This is a genomic window from Paraburkholderia sp. GAS33 (genome assembly GCF_050436645.1).
Classification (GTDB): domain Bacteria; phylum Pseudomonadota; class Gammaproteobacteria; order Burkholderiales; family Burkholderiaceae; genus Paraburkholderia; species Paraburkholderia phenazinium_B.
Genome location: NZ_JBNDMP010000001.1, coordinates 1,241,513 through 1,262,211 on the forward strand (window position 1 = coordinate 1,241,513; position 20,699 = coordinate 1,262,211).

A 20,699-nucleotide genomic window follows, 5' to 3' on the forward strand; every position below is an offset into this window, starting at 1 on the left:
GAACAAATAGTGACGGGGGGAATTCTGTCCATGCCCCACATGGATCACTACACATGTTAGGCGTTCGCTCCGCGGAACTTGTAATAGTTTGTGGTGAAGGTCATATGCCGCGAGACGACGCTTAACGCCCGCCGTACATCATCGTCTCATCCCGCCGCATTCAGTTTGCGCCACAGCGTGGTCTTGCTGATGCCTAGCGCATCGCACACCTGATCGCGGTCGCCGTTGAACGCGTCGAGCGCGGCACGAATCTCATCCGCCTCCACACGACGGCTGCGTTGACGCAGAGTCAGCGCGGCCTCATTCGTGCCCTCATCTTGCCGCTCGAACAACTCCGGCGCGATCGATTGCAAAACCTCATCTGTCAATTCCGTGTCGTCCGAGTCCGCTAGTTCGACGGTGATCCGCTCGATCACATTCTGCAGTTCCCTCACATTACCCGGCCAAGCGTGACGACTTAGTGACTCGGCGATCGGTGCAAGCAGGCTCGTGGCATCTCGCGTCGTGCGAACACGGATGGCCAGACGCGGTTCGCGCCGCGCCGCCTGACAGAGCAACTCGGCCGCGAGCGGCATGATGTCCGGAAGACGTTCGCGCAGCGGCGGTAACGCGATATTGAGAATGTTTAGCCGGTAGTAGAGATCCGTGCGAAATTCGCCCGCCGCCACTGCCGCGGTCAATGCGCGATGGGTCGCTGCGACGATTCGCACGTCGATGCGTGTTGGTTCGGTCGAGCCGAGCCGCACCACTTCGCGCTCCTGCAACACGCGCAGCAAACGGCTTTGCAGCGGCAACGGCATTTCGCCGATTTCATCGAGGAATAGCGTGCCACGGTGTGCCGCTTCGATCAGACCGGCCTTGCCGCCGCGTCGTGCGCCCGTAAAAGCCCCCTCTTCGTACCCGAACAGTTCGCTCTCGAGCAAGGCCTCCGGAAACGCCCCGCAATTGAGCGCGACAAACGGAAAATCACGCCGCGCGCTGAGATGATGCAGGCTCTGCGCCACCATCTCCTTGCCCGTACCGCTCTCGCCGCGAATCAGGACGGTCGCATCCGACTTCGCATAGCGCTGCACGAGTTGCCGGACCCGTTCGATCGCGGGACACGCGCCGATCAGATCATTGAGCTGGTAGCGCGCCACAAACTGTTGCGCGCGCTGCCGCGAGCGCAGCGTGCGATCGAGCCGCTCCACCGAGCGCGACTCCTGAAACGTCAGCACGCTGCCGGTCGTCACGCCGTTGTCGACCAGCGGTCCCCGATGCACGACGTAACTGATACCGCGTACCGTTTCTAGCGACTCGCCCTCGTCATCCGGGACAGCGTCGACCAGGTCCGGTGCGAGTTCGAGCAACGCTCGGCCCACAGCCGCAGCCGGCTCGATGCCAAGCACCAAAGCCAGACGCTGGTTGATCGCTTCGACACGGCCCTGCGCATCGAGGGCGACGACACCGTCGCGCAAGTGTTGCAACACGTTGTCCAGACGATGCCGCCGCACCGCTTCGCCCCAGGTGGCCTGGGCGACTTCGAGCGCGGTGTCGAAGGCCGAACGCACGGCGGCGCGAGAGTAAAGAAATATGGACTCCATACCGGCCCGCGCGGCGAGATCCGTCACGAGTCCCGGTCCCACGATTGTCCCTACGCCGCGATCGCGCAGATCGAGCACGCAGGCTTCCGCATCCTGCGCCGACTGGTATGACGCAAACACCACGTCGATACCATAGGCCGCCACGAAACGGCGCACCTCGGCGGGCGTCTCACCGTGGGTCACGAGCGCCACCGATGAGGAATCGCGGCGCGCGCGTGCCAGTGCATGCATCACGTCGAAACCGGTCGGCGTGATCAACACGACGGGCACATCTATCCGCGCCTTCAGATACGTGCCGTTCGACCCTGCCGCGACCACGACGTCCGGGCGATCCTTGCCCGCGGAAGCAATCTCGTTGACCGCTTCCTCATAGCCGCGGGTTACCAGCCGCAGATCGGCGCGGGTGTCGTATTCATCGGCGATATCGCGGAACAGGCCGCGCAGCTTGCTGATGCCGATGGCCCACACGCGGGCCCGGGAGCCGGGTTCAGAAGGTCGGTTCATGGCGGGTTGCCTGCGGTGGCGGTCGAAACTAAAGAAGCACTATTATGACCCTGCGATTTCACTTGTGAAATGTAGGATTGCACTTATGCAATCAAACAACGCCCCACCAATCCCCCAAAGCCACAGGTAATCAACAACTTAGCCTCACGCACCGACGCTGGCCCGCTCCTTGCAAAAACGCCATGACCATTACCTGGAGATACGCGTGAGTTCAGCAAAACAACCTGTCAGTGCCGGCGCGAAATTCCGTGCAGCGGTCGCAGAAGGTCAACCGCTGCAGGTCGTCGGCGCCATCACCGCCTACGCGGCGAAAATGGCTGAGGCGGTCGGCTTTAAGGCGGTGTATCTGTCGGGCGGCGGCGTCGCGGCCAACTCGCTCGGCATTCCCGATCTCGGCATCAGCACCATGGACGATGTGTTGATCGACGCCCGCCGCATCACCGATGCCACCGGCCTGCCGCTGCTCGTCGATATCGACACCGGTTGGGGCGGCGCCTTCAACATTGCGCGCACGGTGCGTTCGTTCATCAAGGCCGGCGTGGCCGCGGTGCACCTCGAAGATCAGGTCGGACAGAAGCGTTGCGGGCACCGTCCGGGCAAGGAAGTCGTCGCGAAAGAGGAAATGGTCGACCGCGTGAAGGCCGCTGTCGACGCCCGCACAGACGACCAGTTCGTCATCATGGCGCGCACTGATGCGGCCGCAGCAGAAGGCATCGATGCAGCGATCGAGCGCGCCGTTGCCTACGTCGAAGCCGGCGCCGACATGATTTTCCCGGAGGCGATGCAGACGCTCGACGACTACCGCCGCTTCAAGGCCGCAGTCAAGGTGCCGATTCTCGCGAACCTGACCGAATTCGGCTCGACGCCGTTCTTTACCACCGACGAACTGCGCGAAGCGAACGTCGATATCGCGCTGTACTGCTGTGGCGCGTATCGTGCGATGAACGCCGCCGCGCTCAATTTCTACGAGACGGTGAAGCGCGATGGCACGCAAAAGGCCGCTGTCGGAACGATGCAGACGCGTGCCGACCTGTACAAGTATCTCGGCTATCACGCGTACGAGGAGAAACTCGACGCGCTGTTCGCCGCACACAAGTAAACCGAATCCAGGAGCGAGAGGACGACACCATGAGCGAAGCAGATAACAGCACACCGGCAACAGGCGCATTCAAACCGAAGAAATCCGTGGCCCTTTCGGGCGTGACGGCGGGTAACACGGCCCTGTGTACGGTCGGCAAGACCGGCAATGACCTGCATTACCGCGGCTATGACATTCTCGACATCGCCAGCACCTGCGAATTCGAGGAAATCGCCTACCTGCTGGTGCACGAAAAGCTGCCCACGCAGGCTGAACTGACGGCCTACAAAGCCAAGCTGAAGGCGCTGCGCGGCCTGCCCGCCAACGTCAAGGCCGCGCTGGAATGGATCCCGGCAGCCGCCCATCCGATGGACGTGATGCGCACCGGCGTCTCGGTGCTCGGCACCGTGCTGCCCGAGAAGGACGACCACAATCTCCCCGGCGCGCGCGATATCGCTGACAAGCTGATGGCCTCGCTCGGCTCGATGCTGCTCTACTGGTACCACTACTCGCATAACGGCAAACGCATCGAGGTGGAAACCGACGACGATTCGATCGGCGGCCACTTCCTGCATCTGCTGCATGGCGTCGAGCCGTCGAAATCGTGGGTCGAGGCGATGCACATCTCGCTGAACCTGTACGCGGAGCATGAATTCAATGCATCGACCTTCACCGGCCGCGTGATCGCCGGCACGGGCTCCGACATGTACTCGGCACTGACCGGCGCGATTGGTGCGCTGCGCGGCCCGAAGCACGGTGGCGCCAACGAAGTCGCGTTTGAAATCCAGTCGCGCTACCAGAGTCCCGACGAAGCTGAAGCGGATATCCGCCGCCGCGTCGAAGCCAAGGAAGTCGTGATCGGCTTCGGCCACCCGGTGTACACGATCTCCGATCCGCGCAACAAGGTCATCAAGGAAGTCGCAAAGAAGCTCTCGAAGGAAGCCGGCAGCACGAAGCTGTTCGACATCGCTGAGCGGCTCGAAACCGTGATGTGGGACGCCAAGAAGATGTTCCCGAACCTGGACTGGTTCAGCGCGGTGTCGTATCACATGATGGGTGTGCCGACGGCGATGTTCACGCCGGTGTTCGTGATCGCCCGTACGGCGGGTTGGAGCGCGCACATCATCGAGCAACGCATCGACAACAAGATCATCCGGCCGAGCGCGAACTACACCGGCCCAGAGAATTTGAAGTTCGTGCCGATCGCGAAACGTTGATCGAAAGCGCCGATCATCAAACGTTGATCGGGAAAGGGGGATAATTGCCGCTGACGTCCTGTGATGTCCAGCGACGTCCGGCAATTATCGCCCTGCCGACATGCAACACGATTGCCGAACACTACATTCTTACTTCCCCACGGTATGAACACTGCAAACCGTAAGCCCCTGCCTGGCACCAAGCTGGACTTCTTCGACACGCGAGCCGCGGTCGAGGCGATCCAGCCGGGTGCCTACGACACGTTGCCGTACACCTCGCGCGTGCTGGCCGAAAATCTCGTGCGCCGATGCGATCCGGTCTCCCTCAATGCGTCGCTCAAGCAGATCATCGAACGCAAGCGCGACCTCGATTTCCCGTGGTTCCCGGCGCGCGTGGTCTGCCATGACATCCTCGGTCAAACCGCGCTGGTCGATCTCGCCGGCCTGCGCGACGCGATCGCGGCCCAGGGCGGCGACCCGGCGCTGGTCAATCCGGTGGTGCCGACACAACTGGTGGTGGACCACTCGCTCGCCGTCGAGTGTGGCGGCTTCGATCCGGACGCGTTCGACAAGAACCGCGCGATCGAAGACCGGCGCAACGAAGACCGCTTCGATTTCATCAACTGGACCAAGAAGGCGTTCAAGAACGTCGACGTGATTCCGCCGGGCAACGGCATCCTGCATCAGATCAACCTCGAGCGCATGAGTCCCGTCGTGCAGGTGAAAGACGGCGTGGCGTTTCCGGACACGCTGGTGGGCACCGATTCGCATACGCCGATGGTGGATGCGCTCGGCGTGATCGCCATCGGCGTAGGCGGCCTCGAAGCGGAAAGCGTGATGCTGGGGCGCGCGTCGTATATGCGCCTGCCGGATATCGTCGGCGTGGAACTGACCGGCAAGCCAGGCGAAGGCATTACGGCGACGGACGTCGTGTTGTCGCTGACCGAGTTCCTGCGCAAGGAAAAGGTGGTCGGTGCGTATCTGGAGTTCTACGGCGAAGGCACGGCCAAACTCACGTTGGGCGACCGCGCCACCATCGCCAACATGGCGCCCGAGTTCGGCGCGACAGCTGCGATGTTCTATATCGACGAGCAGACCATCAAATACCTGAAGCTGACCGGCCGCGACGACGAACTCGTCAAACTGGTGGAGACCTACGCGAAGGAAACCGGCCTGTGGGCCGACAGCCTGAAGAACGCCCAATACGAGCGCGTGCTGACATTCGACCTCTCGACCGTGGTGCGCACGCTGGCGGGGCCGTCGAACCCGCACCGTCGACTGCCGGTGTCGGACCTCGCGGCGCGCGGCATCAGCGGCAAGGTCGAGAGCGAGCCGGGGCTAATGCCCGATGGCGCCGTGATCATCGCCGCTGTCACGAGTTGCACCAACACCAATAATCCGCGCAACATGATTGCCGCTGGCTTGCTCGCGCGCAATGCGAACCAGCGCGGCCTGACCCGCAAGCCGTGGGTGAAAAGCTCGCTCGCGCCGGGATCGAAGGCCGTCACCTTGTATCTGGAAGAAGCCAGGCTGCTGCCGGAACTGGAACAGCTTGGGTTTGGGGTCGTCGCCTATGCGTGCACGTCGTGCAACGGTATGTCCGGCGCGCTGGATCCGGTGATCCAGAAGGAAGTCGTCGAGCGCGATCTGTACGCGACCGCCGTACTGTCCGGCAACCGTAATTTCGACGGCCGCATTCACCCGTATGCCAAGCAGGCGTTCCTCGCCTCGCCGCCGCTGGTGGTGGCCTATGCGATTGCCGGCACGATCCGCTTCGACATCGAGAAAGACGTGTTGGGGATCGATGCCGCGGGCAATCCGGTCATGCTCAAGGACATCTGGCCGTCCGACGCAGAGATCGACGCGATCGTCGCATCGAGCGTGAAGCCGGAGCAATTTCGCAAGGTTTACGAACCGATGTTTGCAGTCACCGCCGACACCGGCGAACGCGCCAACCCGCTGTACGACTGGCGCCCGGCGAGCACGTATATCCGCCGCCCGCCCTACTGGGAAGGCGCGCTGGCCGGCGAGCGCACGCTCAAGGCCATGCGTCCGCTCGCCGTGCTCGGCGACAACATCACCACCGATCACCTGTCGCCGTCCAACGCGATCCTGCCCGACAGCGCTTCGGGCGAGTATCTGGCGAAAATGGGCTTGCCGGAGGAGGATTTTAATTCGTATGCGACCCACCGCGGCGATCACCTGACCGCGCAGCGCGCTACTTTTGCCAACCCCACGTTGAAGAACGAGATGGTGCTCGAAGACGGCAAGGTTAAGGCCGGGTCTTTGGCCCGCATCGAGCCCGAAGGCAAGGTCACGCGCATGTGGGAAGCCATTGAAACGTACATGGAACGCAAGCAACCGCTGATCGTAATTGCCGGCGCCGACTACGGTCAAGGTTCGTCACGCGACTGGGCAGCCAAGGGCGTGCGTCTCGCGGGAGCGGAAGCGATTGTCGCGGAAGGGTTCGAGCGCATCCACCGGACCAACCTGGTGGGCATGGGTGTGCTGCCGCTGGAGTTCAAGCCAGGCGTGGACCGGCTGACGCTGGGTATCGACGGCACCGAAACCTTCGATGTAACCGGCGAGCGCAAACCGCGCGCCGATCTCACGCTGGTGATTCATCGCAAGAACGGTGAGCGTGTAGAAGTACCAGTGACCTGCCGCCTGGACACTGCGGAAGAAGTGTCGATCTACGAAGCCGGTGGTGTCCTGCAGCGCTTTGCGCAGGATTTCCTGGAATCATCGCAAGCAGCGGCCTGAGGGAGGAGACAAAAACGTGGCCCACGTACCCCAGATCAAGATTCCCGCCACCTACATGCGTGGCGGCACCAGTAAAGGCGTGTTCTTCCGCTTGCAGGATTTGCCCGAAGCCGCCCAGGTGCCGGGCGCGGCGCGCGATGCCTTGCTGCTGCGCGTGATTGGCAGTCCGGACCCGTACGGTAAGCAGACTGACGGCATGGGCGGCGCGACGTCGAGCACCAGCAAGACGGTGATCATCGCGAAGAGCAGCAGGCCCGGTCATGACGTCGACTATCTGTTCGGCCAGGTGTCGATCGACAAGGCGTTTGTGGACTGGAGCGGCAATTGCGGCAATCTCTCCGCCGCAGTGGGACCGTTCTCGATCAGCGCCGGGCTGGTCGACCCGAGTCGCGTTCCGCATAACGGCGTGGCCACAGTGCGGATCTGGCAGGCCAATATCGGCAAGACCATCATCGGACACGTGCCTATCACCAACGGTGCAGTTCAGGAAACCGGCGACTTCGAACTGGACGGCGTGACCTTCCCCGCCGCCGAGGTGCAGCTCGAGTTCATGGATCCGGCCGCCGAAGAAGAAGGCGTAGGCGGCTCGATGTTCCCTACTGGCAATCTGGTGGACGACCTCGAGGTGCCGGGCGTGGGCACGTTGAAGGCCACCATGATCAACGCGGGCATTCCGACGATTTTCGTTGACGCCGAAGCGATCGGCTACAAGGGCACCGAACTCCAGGACGCGATCAATAGCGACGACAAGGCGCTCGCGAAGTTCGAGACGATTCGCGCGCACGGTGCGGTGCGCATGGGCCTGATCAAACATATCGATGAGATCGCGACGCGGCAGCACACCCCGAAAGTCGCGTTTGTCGCGAGGCCGGTGGGGTATGTGGCGTCCAGCGGCAAGCAGATTGCGGCGGGCGATGTCGACGTGCTGGTGCGCGCGATGTCGATGGGCAAGCTGCATCACGCGATGATGGGCACCGCCGCGGTGGCCATCGGTACGGCAGCCGCCATTCCGGGCACGCTGGTGAATCTCGCCGCGGGTGGTGGTGAACGCGAAGCGGTGCGCTTTGGCCATCCTTCCGGCACGTTGCGTGTGGGTGCGCAGGCCAGTCAGGTGGACGGCGAGTGGGTCGTGAAGAAGGCGATCATGAGCCGCAGCGCCCGCGTGCTGATGGAAGGCTGGGTGCGCGTTCCGGGCGATTCGTTCTGATTCGGCCCAAGGTGAGGCGGCGCCTACGCTGCCTCACCTGCCCAGCAAACTCAACTTTGCCTGGCCGGCAGATACGGCATCGGATCGACCGGCTTGCCGTCGCGGCGCACCTCGAACAGCACGGAGACGCGCGTGTTGTTCTCGTCCCCCATCTCCGCGATTTCCTGCCCTTGCCGCACGATGTCGCCGGTTTTCACCAGCAGCCTGCGGTTGTGCGAATACGCTGTCAGAAAGTCCTTGTTGTGCTGGATGATGATCAGGCTGCCGTATTCATTGAGCCCCGTCCCTGCGTACATGACCTTGCCGTCCGCGGCTGCGCGCACTGGATCGCCAGGCTTGCCGCCGATCTCGATGCCGCGCGTTGCGCCCGCCTGGAAGCCCTCGACTACCGTGCCTTGTGCCGGCCACACCAGCGAGACGCGGTTGGCGTGACGCGAGACCTCTGCGTCGACCTGGCGTGCTTGCGCGGGATTCGGTGCGGGTGCGCCACTCTGGGCGATGGAGGCGGCGTTGCTGGATGAAGCGGCTGATGCGGTCGATGCATTCGCTCCGCTTGCCGCTGCCGCCGCATTCGCCGCCGGATTGGCAGAGGCTGCTGCCGCCGCCAGCTTTGCCGAGACCGCAGCCTTGGCCGCGGCCTGATCAGCCGCAGCCTGCGCCGCAGTGGCCGCCGCGGCGGCGTCCTGTGCTTCCTTTGCCGCCTCGGGCGACGCTACGTGCAGCACCTGCCCTTTCTTCAGTCGCGTGGACGGCTTCAGACGATTCCACGCCAGCAGATCATTTACCTTACAGTGATTGCGTTGAGCAATCTGGTTCAGCGTGTCGCCACGCTTGACGCGGTAGACGAGTGGCTGCGCTGCCTTCAGTTTGGCCGTGCTGGCCGCAGCGGTTGCCGCCGCCTGTAACGATGCTGCCGCGGCCGCATCCGATGCAGCGGTCGCCGCAGCGGCCGAAACCGTCGGCGCCCCAGTAGCCGCCGAGGACGCCTGCGTATCCTGCTGTGCCACATTCACACAACCGCTCATTGCCAATGCGATCCAGATGCCGGCGGCGCCGGCCATCATGGTTTTGTCGAAACGATTTTTCAACAAGTTCGACTCCTGCCTCGTACATAGGCGAGCCCGAGTGTCCCCGCGTCGCACCCCGATGCGCGCATTCGTCAGAAGCGCTGCACGCTCGACACGCGAAACCGCCTCGTTGCGGCTACCACCCTGGCCCACCCTTCTGTCTGGCACTCGTGCGGCAAATGCCTTGAAATCGAGGCGTTTTGACGCAAAAAGGGCCAGACAGACGGTTAAAATTCAAGCGGAATTGTAAAATGCCGCGGACAAAAAGCGGGCCGTCCACACAGACTGATACAAATCCTTACGACCCGTATTGCGGGATTTGGCCCCTGATATCGTTTTCTTTAACGGCAAATCGTCGGAAAACCTTGAATTTCGGCGCTGGGGCCGGAGGCGAAGCGGCTCGCCGGACAGCAAATTCGTGTAAGGAGTTGCGCAGAAAAACAGCGCACAAAGAAAACGGCCAGCCCTCTTTCGAGGTGCTGGCCGTTTGCCTTCCAATCATCGGCGCCCGAGAGCGCTTTCGTTTAACGCAGCGCCTTCACGGCCGCCGCGGTGACGTCGCCGGGCTGTCCGCCCCACGTCGCGCGAAGATAACTCGTCAGTTGTGCGAGTTCCGCGTCGCTTAACTGCCCTGCGAACCCTGGCATCTCCTGCATGCGCTCAAGGCCGGGGAAGTCCTGCGCATCGATGCCGTCGAGCATCGCCACGATCAGGTTGTGCGGATCGCTTTGCCGTACCGTCGAGTTGCCGTGCATCGGGACGGCGACGTGCGGTTTGCCCTCGCCATCGCGCCCATGGCAACCGGCACATACGGCGAGGTAGACATTGCGGCCGGCGGCCAGTTGCGCTGTGTCCGCAGATGCCGATGATGGCGACGCTGGCGACTGCAGCGGCTGCGCCGCCGCTGGCGGGTCTCCGAGCAGATACGTCGACATCGCGCGCAGATCGTCGGGTCTCAGATACTGGCTGCTCAGATGCACGACCGGATACATCTCGCTGAACGCGGAGCCTTGTGGGGCGATCCCGGTGGCGAAGAACGTCTGCAGATCAGTTGCGGTCCAGCCACGCGCAGCGAGTCCTTGCGGGGTGATGTCCGGCGCGGCTACGCGCCCCAGCGCCCCGCCGGCGAGCGGCAACGCGTTGTCGAGCTGACCGAACTTGCCGCGCGGCGTGTGGCATTCGGCGCAGTGGCCGAGCGCGCTCACCAGGTAACGTCCACGACTCCAGTCCACCAACGCCCCGGAAGAGACTGCCTTCGATGCATCCGGCAGCGCATCCTTCAGGAACAGCATGTCCCAGAAGCGCACAGCAAAACGCATGTTGAACGGAAACGACAGATCCGGTTGACGGTTCGGTACCGCTGCGGGTTTTTGCGCCATCAGCCACGCATACATCGCGTCGCTGTCGGCGCGTGAGATCTGCCGGTACGACGTGTACGGCATCGCCGGGTACAACGGGCCATCCGGCGACATGCCGTCGTGCAACGCCCTGTAGAAATCGCCAGCGCTCCAGTTGCCGATGCCGTGCTCTCTGTCCGGTGTGATGTTCGTGCCGTAGAACGTGCCGAACGGCGAGGCGAGTTTCGGGCCGCCGGCAAACGGCGCGCCGTCAGCGCTCGTGTGACAGGCGGCGCAATCGGCCGCTTTCACCAGATAGCGGCCGCGCGCAAGCTGCTCCGTCGCGGCGCTTTCCAGGTCTGCTGGCGTGCTGGTCGCCGAAGCGGTCATCCGGGTAGCCGGGGTGTCGTCGTGGTGTTGGCCGCACGCTGTCAGCGCCGCTGCGCTCAACACCAGCGCGACGCGGCACAGCTGCAGCAGACGTAGCGGAGTCCGCGAGGTCTGCACGCTCTGCAGGGTCAAGGAAAGCATCGTCATGCGGCGTCCTTTACGAGTCCAGGCATCGTCAACACGACATCCTTCACCGCTTCGTAGTACCGCACGTAGCCCGTACAGCGGCAGATGTGATCGTTCAGCGCCTCGGTGATGGTTTGCTCCACCTGATCTCTCGCCACCGGCTGGCGCTTGAGACGCTCGATCAGCACCGTCGCCGCGTTCACGAAGCCCGGCGTACAGTAGCCGCACTGAAAACTGAAGTGCTCGAGAAACTTCTGCTGGATCGGCGACAAGGCCACCACCTCGCCCTGTTCGTTGCGCTGTGCGTGGCCTTCGATCGTGCGGATCGACTTGCCGTCGAAGAAATTCGCGCCTGTGATGCACGTGCGGATTTCTTCGCTCGTGCCATCCGGTTTGTCCAGAATCACCACGCAGGCGTGACAGACGCCTTGCCCACAGCCGAGCCGCGAACCGGTCAGGTGGAGATATTCGTGCAGCAGGTCGATCATCATCAGACCGGCCGGCACTTGCAGCGGGCCGAGCTGTTGCCCGTTCACCGTCAGCGATACGGGTTGGGCGCGGAATAGCGTCAAAGGCCGCTCTACCACGTTGGCATTTGCGGCGGTCGAAGCAGCAGCAGAACCCGCCGTCGCATCAGCTGCATGGCCGGAATTTTGATTAGGGGCCGTCATGCGAGCACCTCCTGAATTTTTTGCGGAGTGACCGGGAGGTCAGTAAAACGATGTCCGATAGCGTGCGCAATGCCGTTCACGATCGCGCCAACCACCGGGATCATCACCACTTCGGCGATACCCTTGGGCGGATCGCTTTCGGTCAACGGCGGCAGCACTTCACCGGTCTGGGTCCAGACAGCGACGTCCCTGGCACGCGGCAACCGATAGCGGTTGAAGTTCCACGTGCCGTTGCCGGGACCGTCTTCGTAGAGCGGCAGATATTCATGCAGCGCGTGACCGATGCCCATCGCGAGACCGCCCTGCAATTGACCCGATACGAGTTGCGGCGCAATCTGGTTGCCGCACTCCATGATCGAGTGATGGCTCAGCAGTTCGACCTTGCCAGTCGCCTCATGCACCGCGAGTTCGACCAGCGTGCCGACCGCGCTGTAGTAAGTGACCGCGGCGTTGTTACGCTGCACGGGCGGAATGAACACGCGCTTTCGATCAAGCACGCGATATTGATTCGGTGTGCTTTGCAGTCGTTTCTTATCGGTTCCGGCGTTGTCGCCGTAGCGCAGCGAAAGACCATCGATGGGGAGGCGCTCGACGCTGCCGTCGATGTCGAACTCCGCTTCGGCCCATTGCCAGCGATTGAATACGTGTACCGCCGCGCCCGTCACGAGCCCGAGTTCGTGTGCCTTCTTCGCGAGCTGTTCGAAAGTGAGCGCCTCGAGACCGGCCGCCGAAAGCTTGCCGTCGACCCAGCGCGCGTCCTCGATGCGCACCACTAGCGGCGCGGCCTGGCCGCCGCCGGTGCCTTGACGCCAGATCGCCATCGCCGCCGGCCACAGGCCGTGAGTGAATACGACGCGAGCGGCCTCGCGCGTGCTGTGCGTGAAATAGAACGCGGAGTTGGTCGCGCTCGACGGCGATGCATAACCCGGCGACCAGCGCGGATTGGCCGACAGCTTGTCCTGCTCCGCTTGCGACATGATGTACGGATCGCCGCTCGTGACGACCGGCAGATCGGGCCAGTCGGTGACCGCAACGCGCACCTCGGTGGCCGGCTTGCCGAGCCATTTGGCGACAGCAATCGCCTGCGACGTGGACATGCCGGTGCCGATTTCGGCGGCGGTGTGATGCAGGCTGATCTTGCCGTCGGCAGTGAACTCGACTTTCGCCAGCGAGGTCTCCGCCCCCGTGCCGAAGTCCTTTTGCACGCAGGCAAAACCGACGCCGTAGCGTTGGCCCGGATGCGCCAGCTCGAATGAAAGCTTCTGCTCTGCCCGGTTCACCCATAGCGGATGCACCTGCGCCTTCTGCAGGACTTCGTCGACGCGGATCGCGCCAGCCGGCACCGCGCCCTGGCTGTTTTTCATGCCCGAACGCAACGCGTTCTTCAGGCGGAAGTCGATCGGATCGACACCAAGTTGTGCCGCGATCTCGTCGACCATCATCTCGGTGGCCGCCATGCTCTGCAGCGTGCCGTAGCCGCGTGCGGAACCGGCGTCAATGGCACGGGAAGCGACCGCGACAGCCGAAAGATCGTTCTTCGGAAAGTAGTAGATCGACTGCGCCGCGGTTGCGCCGACCATCGCCACAGACGGCGAGAAATTGCAGCGGCCGCCGCCGTTCGCTTCCATCGCGGCCTTGAACGACTGGAACAGACCAGTCTTTCTGTCCACGGCGATGCGGTAACGCATCCTGAACGCGTGACGCTTCAGCGAAGTCTGGAACTGCTCGTAGCGATCGTTCGCCAGACGCACCGGACGGCCGGCCGCATACATCGCCGTGACGAGGCCGTAGAACGGCACGTTGAAGTGATCCTTCGAGCCGTAACCAACCGTGTAGCAAGGGTGCACGAACAGGTTCTTCACCGGAAACGCGCACTTCGCAACCATGCCGGCCGCACTCTCTACGACCTCGGACGGCGCTTGCGTCGGCACCACCATATGCAGCGATTGGCTCGCGCTGTCGTACCAGCAGTTCACGTTGTCGGGTTCGAGCGCGGCCGTGTCGATAGATTGCGTGTTGTACTCGCGCTCCATCACGAGCCAGTCCGCGGACGGACGATCGAGTTCCTGCTGGATCTGTCCCGCGTAGAACATGCCCTGCTCGTCGAGCTTGCCGTGCTCCTTGCCGTCAGGCCAGACCGGCTGGTGCTTGCGCATCATGCTCGGGAACACCGGGGCGTCCTTCAGGCTAGAGAACCTGTCGTCGTCGTAAGGCGTCTTGCCGCCTACCCGCACGAAGCGGAACGTGCCCCACGGATCGCGCTCCAGCGGCCCAGTCTGCGCGCCATAACGGATGATCTCGTCGTGGAACTTGAGCTTGTCCTTGGCGAAGCGAAAGCGTGCGAAGTCGTGATAGATCAAGATCGCGACCGCCTGGCCGAGATAAGCTGGCGTCTTGCCTCGCGGCAGCAACATGTCGTCGCCATAGAACGCGGGGAAGATCAGGCCGTCGCGGGTCAGATCGTCGGCGGTAACGACGCGGTCCGGCTTCAGTTCGTCGCCGAGCAGCGTCAGGTCGAAGCCTTCGTAGAGGCGGTCGGCCTGGGTCGTGCGCAGGATGAAAGCGTGCGCCTGCTGCGTCGGCCAATGCGGCATGTCGGCCGCGCGGATGTCGCGTGCGAACACCTTCGCACCGGTCACCTTGGCGATGCCGTCGATGCGGAATTTGGCCTGCCCATTTGCCGCATCCCATTGAACCGGCGTGAGAATCTTTTCTTCGAATAACGCAGCAAACGCGCGGCTGCCGATCGGCGCGATATACACCGAGACTCCCGCGATAACGCTGGCCTTCAGAAAACTGCGACGCGAAAGGTCGAGTTTCCCCATGGACTTCTCCTTAAGTGATCGACGACGGCAACGCCACGCAAAAGACAGAGGCACGCACGGCGGAGCCACAGGCTGCGCAAGCCTGTGACGACACACCGCATTGGAGAATCGAGCGAATCCCGGACGCATGCATCCAGGCATACCGGCGACGTGTGGCGGCCAGAACATCGGCGCCGCCGCAGTCGATCTGATTAACCGTGAACTGTCATCGAACGTGCTGGTGATGCCAACTTCCCTTTCCCTGCCCTGTCACGGGCGAAGCGCGGGATTATGGCGCGGCTGGATAGCGAATGAGTCAAATTTTGTCCGCTATCTCTTAAATAACGGATTTGATATAGATGCCTTTACTTCGTTATCCTTATCTGCATGTCGATGCGCGTGCCGTCACAAAGTACATGGCAGCGCAAAGCCCGCATCAAGCCCGCACGATCGCGATCCCCAATGCCTCGAATGGAGCCGTGAGCGTCTCTAAGGTTTCCTTCTCGACCACCAGCGCATGCGCAGCGCTCGCTTCCGCGATCATAAAAGCGGACGCCGTGTTGAGTTTCTCCGCTGAGGCGAGCACCACGGTTTCCGCCGCACGAGCCGCCAGCGCCCGCTTGACGTAAGCCTCTTCGAGATCGCCCGTACTCAGGCCGGCTTCAGGATGTACCCCCGTGACACCCATGAAATAGAGATCGGCGCGGATATGGCTCAGCGCTTCGATCGCGGCGGCGCCGACATTGACCATCGAATGCCGGTACAGGCGTCCGCCGATCATGATCACCTCCACGTCGCGGTGATGAGCGAGTTCTACCGCTACGCCCGGACTATGCGTGACGATGGTCGCGCGCAGATCGAGCGGCAGATGGCGCACCAGTTGCACAGCCGTCGTCCCGCCGTCGACGATCACGATCTGGCCCGGCTCGATCATCTGCGCCGCGGCGCGGCCAATGGCTGCCTTCGACGCCGACTCGATGCTTTGCCGGCCGGCCAGGTCCGCCGCTGCCGGCGACGAGGGCAGCGCCCCGCCATGCACGCGCTGCAGGTAGCCGTCGGCGGCGAGTTCACGCAAATCGCGCCGGACGGTGTCTTCGGAGACGCCAAATTCGTTGCTCAGGCTCTTGGCGATCACTTGGCCATCGCGTTTGAGCGCATCGAGAATCAGCTGTTTTCTTTGCGAAGTAAGCATGGAGCGGCGGTTCATCAATAGGAGACAAGGTGACGTTGGGTCGCGCCAACCGAGGGCGTCACGAAGAAGCAAAGCGCGGGGCATTGGCAAGGAATCCCGCACGTCATTGCACGAAAATTCTTGTTTTTGCACGAGATTGCACGATACCATGAAATCTCGCGGTTCGAACCGCGCTTTCGGGAAACCGCCATGAGCAAAACTGCCGACCGTGTACGGGTTGTCGAAGTCAAAGTGCTGTCCGACGACTGGTATGTGCTGAAGAAGACCACCTTCGACTACCAGCGCACAGACGGAAGCTGGCAGCGTCAGAACCGCGAGACCTACGACCGCGGCAACGGCGCCACCATGCTGCTCCACGATCCGGTGCGCCGGACGGTGGTCCTCACGCGGCAGTTCCGCCTGCCGGTCTTCGTCAACGGTCATGACGGGATGATGATCGAGGCGCCAGGCGGGCTGCTGGAAGAGGCGTCGCCGGAGGAGCGCATCCGCGCCGAGGTCGAGGAGGAAACCGGCTACCGCGTGCATGCGGTGCGCAAGGTATTCGAGGCGTACATGAGCCCTGGCTCGGTTACGGAGAAGCTGTTCTTCTTTGTCGGCGAGTACGATGCCGCCGCAAAGATCGGCGAAGGCGGCGGTGTTGTCAGCGAGGGCGAGGATATCGAAGTGCTAGAACTGCCGGTCGATGAGGCGCTGGCGATGATCGGGCGTGGCGAGATCGTCGATGGGAAGACGATTATGTTGCTGCAGTATGCGGCGTTGAATGTGTGGAGAGAGTGAGTCCCCGAAAAGTTGCATCGAATGCCGCCTGGCTTGAGATAACGGCCCAGGCACCCGCCACCCATCCCCCTTAAAACTGATGCCGTATCGCCGCCCGCACCGTCACCTGGTTCGATGACGAAGACACCCCCGCCGATCCCGGAATATATGCGTCGTCCAGCACGGTATCGGTCTTGTCGCCCGCCACCTTCTGGTACGCCGCCTGGAAATAGAAGTCCGTTCGCTTGGACAGGTTGTAGTCGGCCATCAGGCCGAACGTGTGATATCTCGGGTTCTCGTTGCCCGAGGTCGCGTCCATCGTGGCCGCCGTGTAGACGTATTGCACGCCGACGAAGAAGGCCGGCGTGAACTGGTATTTGCCATTGACCTCGAAGTTCTGGAACTTGAGCGCCGTCATCGCGCCGCCGTTCGGCGGCGTGATGGCGCCCACGTAGACCGAAGTGTCGGTTGCGGACGGCTGGCCGACGTTCGTGTTCGTATAGGCAAAGCCCACGGTCGCGCTGCCGAACGTGTAGTTGACGCCCCCGCCGAAAATACGCAGCCGCTCCGAGATGAAATTCGCGTCGTCGGTTGCAATGGACCCATCGGCCGTCAGGCCCGGATTGTTCGCCTCGAGATAAGCCGCGCCCACTAGCAGGCCACCGTTCGTGTACTGGCCACCGAGACTATACGTACGGTTGTTGGCAAAGCCGGTTTCGTTGCTGAAGCTGTAGGTGCCGCCGAACTGCAGGCCCGCAAACGACGGGCTCGCGTACTTGACCGTGTTGTTCACGCGGAACGAGTTGTCGGTGTTGTCGTTGTCATAGGGGTGCGAGAGCAGATAGCCGCCCCAGTTGCCGTTGGCCGTGGTCGGCGCGAGATAGTCGACCACCGAGTCGTACTGCCGGCCGAACGTGAGGGTGCCGTAATTGGCCGACGTCAGGCCAACGAACGCCTGGCGGCCGAAGATGCGGCCGCCCTCCTGAAGGCCGCCGCTATTCACATCGAAACCGTTCTCGAGATCGAAGATCGCCTTCAGGCCGCTGCCGAGATCCTCCGAACCCTTCAAGCCCCAGCGGCTGCCCTGCGCATAGCCGCTCTCAAGCTGATAGGCCGATTTGTCGCCCGCGTTACTCGTGTAGTTGATGCCCTCGTCGATCACCCCGTACAGCGTAATGCTGCTCTGCGCGAAAGCAGGCAGCGCGAAGGCTGCCGTCACAGCCAGCGCAATCATGTTCTTTTTCATGAAGATCTCCCGGATCTCTTTCCATCAGCCAGCAGCTAGCCAACTTTGAGAAGGCTCTTCTTTTTTTAAGCAGCACTTACATTGAGCTTCAAGTTCACGAGTGATGAAAACGATGCTTGCACACCGATAGCGGGCCGTCCATCGGCACACGTTGAGCCATCGCAAATCGTTGCGAAATGCCCACGCGCAGGCATTCGCATATTGCGTAATTTGACAATTGGGGCTTGGTCGCGAACAGCGTTCGTCCGACGCCGGATCACCCCCAAACGCCGGGCTGGGGAACCCTTGGCCGGATGGCTAACGGTGCGGAAAACACCCGGTTCGCGGGCCGCTCTCGCACACCTTTTCGTAAGAACATGAAATAATTTCGAAAGAAACCACCCCCGTTGGCAGAACAACAATCTCGGCCGCTGGTCCCGTTTAAAATCCCCTGCGCGGTATGCAATGCAAAAGTCATCCTCCCGTCTGCTCGAACTCGATTTCTTTCGCGGACTGGTCCTGCTGTTTATCGTGGTCGATCACATCGGCGGCAGCATCCTCTCGCGCGTCACGTTGCACGCCTACGCGCTGTGCGATGCGGCCGAGGTGTTCGTATTCCTCGGCGGCTTTGCCACCGCAACCGCTTACGCCACGCTCGCCCTGCGCCGCACCGAGGCAGCCGCGCGCCATCGCTTCTTGCGGCGTTCGCTGGAGATCTATCGGGCCTTCCTCGTCACCGCCGGCTTGATGCTGCTGGTCAGCGCCGTTCTGATCGCCTTCAGCATCGATGCGCCCAATCTGACCTCCGACGATCTCGACGACTTTATCGATGCGCCGCTTATGGCCCTGCGCGACATCGTGCTGTTGCGGCGTCAGCCTTATCTGGCGTCGGTGCTGCCCATGTATGCCCTGTTCGCGCTGAGCGTGCCGCTGGTCCTGCCGCTCGCGCAGCGCCGACCATGGTGGCTGCTGGCAGGGAGCCTCGCGCTTTGGGCTGCGGCGCCATCCGTGAATGCGTATCTGCCGGCAATCGAAGACGCTCAATGGAATTTCAATCCGCTCGCCTGGCAACTGCTGTTTGTGCTCGGCGTGCTGGCGCGGGTCCAGCCCGTGTATCGGAAGATCAGCTCACACCGCGCGGGATGGCTCGTCAACGTGCTGGCATTTGGCGTCGTGCTGGCCGCAGCGTACTACAAGCTGTTTATCGAGCAAACGCCGCTCGACGGCAGTTTCAAGCAAAGCCTCTCATGGTTGCGTGCCGGCAATTTTCTGGCGATCGCATGGCTCGTCGCCTACCTGATCCAGCTCGGCTGGGTGCGCAAGCTCGCGCTGTGGCTGCCGTGGGTCGGCATGATCGGACGAAAAGGGTTGATCTGCTTCGTGGCGGGCGCAGTCATTTCGCTCGTCGTCGATTCGCTGCTCTATGCAGCCACCGACGGGTATCTCGACATACCACTTGGGCTTTTGGCCGACGCAATCGCAGTCGGCGCGCTGTTCGGGGTTGCGCGCGTTTGCGAGCCGGTTAAACGGCTGGTGGCGCGCTCGACTATCCGGCGCAGTGGAGTCGCCACATAAGCGGGCCGCCGCGGTTAATAGCGGCCGCCGCTGTCCCGCCTGGCGGGTGACGACGGCCTCTGTGTTCGCCAGCGTGCTATCGCACCCAGTCCGTCCACAACACCATCAGCACGGTCATCAGCGCGGGACCGATGAACAGGCCCAGCAGCCCAAAAGTCTCCGCGCCGCCGAGAATCCCGAACAGCACCAGCAGGAACGGCAAGCGGGTCGAATTACCGATGATCACCGGCCGCACGAGGTGTTCTGCGATGAACACCACCACGAAGCCGAATACAGCAAGCCCGATCGCCCACGCCACCGATCCCTGCGCGAACAGCCACAGCGCCGCGCCGCAGAACACGAGCGGCGCGCAAAACGGCAGCATGGCCGCCACGGCCGTGACGAATCCGAGCAGGATAACGTGCGGCAGGCCAGCGATCTCGTAGGCAAGGCCGAGCAGTGCGCCCTCGCCGATCCCCACCACTACGAGGCCGGCCACTGTGCCGCGCACAGCGGAGGCCATCCGTTCGAGAAGCTGCGCGCCGTTGCTGCCGAGGGCGCGGTGTGCCCCCTTGAGCAACGCGCCGGACAGACGCGGCCCGGCCTGAAAGATCACAAACAGTGTGACCAGCATGAAAGCGAATACCATCAGACCGTGTGCGGCTCGCGCGCCGAAATGGCGGCCGAAGGTCATGACGGCTTCGCCGTGCAGCCCTTTCATGGCGGGCGACTCGCGTAGCGGCTGGGTAAGGTTCGCCTGCCACCATTCTGTGATCTGCGGTGCGCCGAACGGCAGATGCTGGACGATGTCCGGCATCGCGATGCCGTTTTCCTGCACGTTCTTGATCCACTCGATCACATCGTGCGCTTCATGGCTGGCTTGCCCGATTCCCATTGCCACCGGCAACACGACCAGCAATGCAATCGCCACGGTCAGGACGGCGGAGATCAGCGTGGTGCGTCCGGACAGCCAGCTGTGGCTTTCGATTTTGCGCAGCACCGGCCACAGGGCGATGGCAATCACGCCGGCCCAGCCGACTGCCGGCAGGAAATCGCGGATGACCCACAAGGCCAGCAGCACCAGGACGGCGTATAGCAGTGCGGTTGCAGCCTGCTGCATTTTCCGGCGGCTCGGCGGATCCAGTTCCGGGGGTGTTGGAGATGCTGCGGGTGGGCGTGTGGCCATGTAACCTCTGGGAGATGTGCGCGCGAGCCGACCGGAAAAACGCAAACCCGTTAAACTAGC

Annotated in this window: 14 protein-coding genes; 6 read left to right on the plus strand and 8 right to left on the minus strand. The window is 62.7% G+C overall.

Features of this window, described 5'->3' with window-relative positions:
* Positions 1–146 precede the first annotated feature (146 nt).
* On the minus strand, positions 147–2,087 hold the full coding sequence (prpR, locus tag P3T24_RS05625; protein WP_429433023.1) for a propionate catabolism operon regulatory protein PrpR: 1,941 nt from the start codon (positions 2,085–2,087) through the stop codon (positions 147–149).
* A 205-nt stretch (positions 2,088–2,292) separates the two neighbouring features.
* On the opposite strand from prpR, the gene prpB reads away from it, so the two are divergent.
* The 4 genes from prpB (at position 2,293) to prpF (ending at position 8,331) form a co-directional block, all read left to right on the plus strand.
* Entirely contained in the window at positions 2,293–3,186 is an 894-nt protein-coding gene (gene prpB, locus P3T24_RS05630) for a methylisocitrate lyase (protein WP_429409493.1), read from the plus strand.
* Positions 3,187–3,215: 29 nt separating this feature from the next.
* On the plus strand, positions 3,216–4,382 hold the full coding sequence (prpC, locus tag P3T24_RS05635) for a bifunctional 2-methylcitrate synthase/citrate synthase (protein WP_429433027.1): 1,167 nt from the start codon (positions 3,216–3,218) through the stop codon (positions 4,380–4,382).
* A 144-nt stretch (positions 4,383–4,526) separates the two neighbouring features.
* Positions 4,527–7,124 carry a Fe/S-dependent 2-methylisocitrate dehydratase AcnD gene (gene acnD, locus P3T24_RS05640; protein ID WP_429433029.1) on the plus strand — a complete coding sequence of 866 codons (2,598 nt, stop codon included), beginning with the start codon at positions 4,527–4,529 and terminating at the stop codon, positions 7,122–7,124.
* A gap of 16 nt (positions 7,125–7,140) precedes the next feature.
* Positions 7,141–8,331, plus strand: coding sequence for a 2-methylaconitate cis-trans isomerase PrpF (gene prpF, locus P3T24_RS05645; RefSeq protein WP_429433032.1), 1,191 nt, complete (start codon positions 7,141–7,143; stop codon positions 8,329–8,331).
* Positions 8,332–8,381: 50 nt separating this feature from the next.
* Here prpF and P3T24_RS05650 read toward each other — a convergent pair whose 3' ends face one another.
* From P3T24_RS05650 to P3T24_RS05670, 5 genes are all read right to left on the minus strand, one after another.
* Positions 8,382–9,419 (minus strand): peptidoglycan DD-metalloendopeptidase family protein, encoded by a 1,038-nt coding sequence (locus P3T24_RS05650; protein ID WP_429433259.1) that lies wholly within the window; start codon positions 9,417–9,419, stop codon positions 8,382–8,384.
* Between the two features lie 503 nt (positions 9,420–9,922).
* Entirely contained in the window at positions 9,923–11,266 is a 1,344-nt protein-coding gene (locus P3T24_RS05655; RefSeq protein ID WP_429433261.1) for a c-type cytochrome, read from the minus strand.
* Positions 11,267–11,268: 2 nt separating this feature from the next.
* Positions 11,269–11,922, minus strand: a complete 654-nt coding sequence (locus P3T24_RS05660; RefSeq protein ID WP_429433034.1) for a (2Fe-2S)-binding protein — start codon at positions 11,920–11,922, stop codon at positions 11,269–11,271.
* Positions 11,919–14,747 carry a xanthine dehydrogenase family protein molybdopterin-binding subunit gene (locus P3T24_RS05665; protein WP_429433036.1) on the minus strand — a complete coding sequence of 943 codons (2,829 nt, stop codon included), beginning with the start codon at positions 14,745–14,747 and terminating at the stop codon, positions 11,919–11,921. The genes P3T24_RS05660 and P3T24_RS05665 overlap by 4 nt, the downstream gene beginning before the upstream one ends.
* A 415-nt stretch (positions 14,748–15,162) precedes the next feature.
* Positions 15,163–15,918, minus strand: coding sequence for a DeoR/GlpR family DNA-binding transcription regulator (locus tag P3T24_RS05670; protein ID WP_429433038.1), 756 nt, complete (start codon positions 15,916–15,918; stop codon positions 15,163–15,165).
* Positions 15,919–16,107: 189 nt separating this feature from the next.
* On the opposite strand from P3T24_RS05670, the gene P3T24_RS05675 reads away from it, so the two are divergent.
* Complete coding sequence (locus P3T24_RS05675) at positions 16,108–16,695, plus strand: NUDIX domain-containing protein (protein ID WP_429433040.1); 588 nt, start codon at positions 16,108–16,110, stop codon at positions 16,693–16,695.
* Positions 16,696–16,765: 70 nt separating this feature from the next.
* Here P3T24_RS05675 and P3T24_RS05680 read toward each other — a convergent pair whose 3' ends face one another.
* Positions 16,766–17,920, minus strand: a complete 1,155-nt coding sequence (locus tag P3T24_RS05680) for a porin (RefSeq protein WP_429433042.1) — start codon at positions 17,918–17,920, stop codon at positions 16,766–16,768.
* Between the two features lie 444 nt (positions 17,921–18,364).
* Here P3T24_RS05680 and P3T24_RS05685 point away from each other — a divergent pair, with 444 nt between their 5' ends.
* The gene (locus tag P3T24_RS05685) at positions 18,365–19,474 is read left to right on the plus strand and encodes an OpgC domain-containing protein (RefSeq protein ID WP_429433044.1); all 1,110 of its coding nucleotides are present in this window, start codon (positions 18,365–18,367) and stop codon (positions 19,472–19,474) included.
* Between the two features lie 76 nt (positions 19,475–19,550).
* Here the strand turns inward: P3T24_RS05685 and P3T24_RS05690 are convergent, their stop codons facing one another.
* Entirely contained in the window at positions 19,551–20,639 is a 1,089-nt protein-coding gene (locus P3T24_RS05690) for an AI-2E family transporter (RefSeq protein WP_429433046.1), read from the minus strand.
* Positions 20,640–20,699 lie beyond the last annotated feature (60 nt).

Excerpts from the sequence above, each read along its gene's own strand:
- P3T24_RS05685 (WP_429433044.1), top strand. The coding sequence starts at position 18,365 with ATGCAAAAGTCATCCTCCCGTCTGCTCGAACTCGATTTCTTTCGCGGA.
- acnD (WP_429433029.1), top strand. The coding sequence starts at position 4,527 with ATGAACACTGCAAACCGTAAGCCCCTGCCTGGCACCAAGCTGGACTTC.
- prpC (WP_429433027.1), top strand. The coding sequence starts at position 3,216 with ATGAGCGAAGCAGATAACAGCACACCGGCAACAGGCGCATTCAAACCG.
- P3T24_RS05655 (WP_429433261.1), bottom strand. The coding sequence starts at position 11,266 with ATGCTTTCCTTGACCCTGCAGAGCGTGCAGACCTCGCGGACTCCGCTA.
- P3T24_RS05675 (WP_429433040.1), top strand. The coding sequence starts at position 16,108 with ATGAGCAAAACTGCCGACCGTGTACGGGTTGTCGAAGTCAAAGTGCTG.
- P3T24_RS05680 (WP_429433042.1), bottom strand. The coding sequence starts at position 17,920 with ATGAAAAAGAACATGATTGCGCTGGCTGTGACGGCAGCCTTCGCGCTG.
- P3T24_RS05690 (WP_429433046.1), bottom strand. The coding sequence starts at position 20,639 with ATGGCCACACGCCCACCCGCAGCATCTCCAACACCCCCGGAACTGGAT.
- prpR (WP_429433023.1), bottom strand. The coding sequence starts at position 2,087 with ATGAACCGACCTTCTGAACCCGGCTCCCGGGCCCGCGTGTGGGCCATC.
- P3T24_RS05670 (WP_429433038.1), bottom strand. The coding sequence starts at position 15,918 with ATGCTTACTTCGCAAAGAAAACAGCTGATTCTCGATGCGCTCAAACGC.
- P3T24_RS05660 (WP_429433034.1), bottom strand. The coding sequence starts at position 11,922 with ATGACGGCCCCTAATCAAAATTCCGGCCATGCAGCTGATGCGACGGCG.
- P3T24_RS05665 (WP_429433036.1), bottom strand. The coding sequence starts at position 14,747 with ATGGGGAAACTCGACCTTTCGCGTCGCAGTTTTCTGAAGGCCAGCGTT.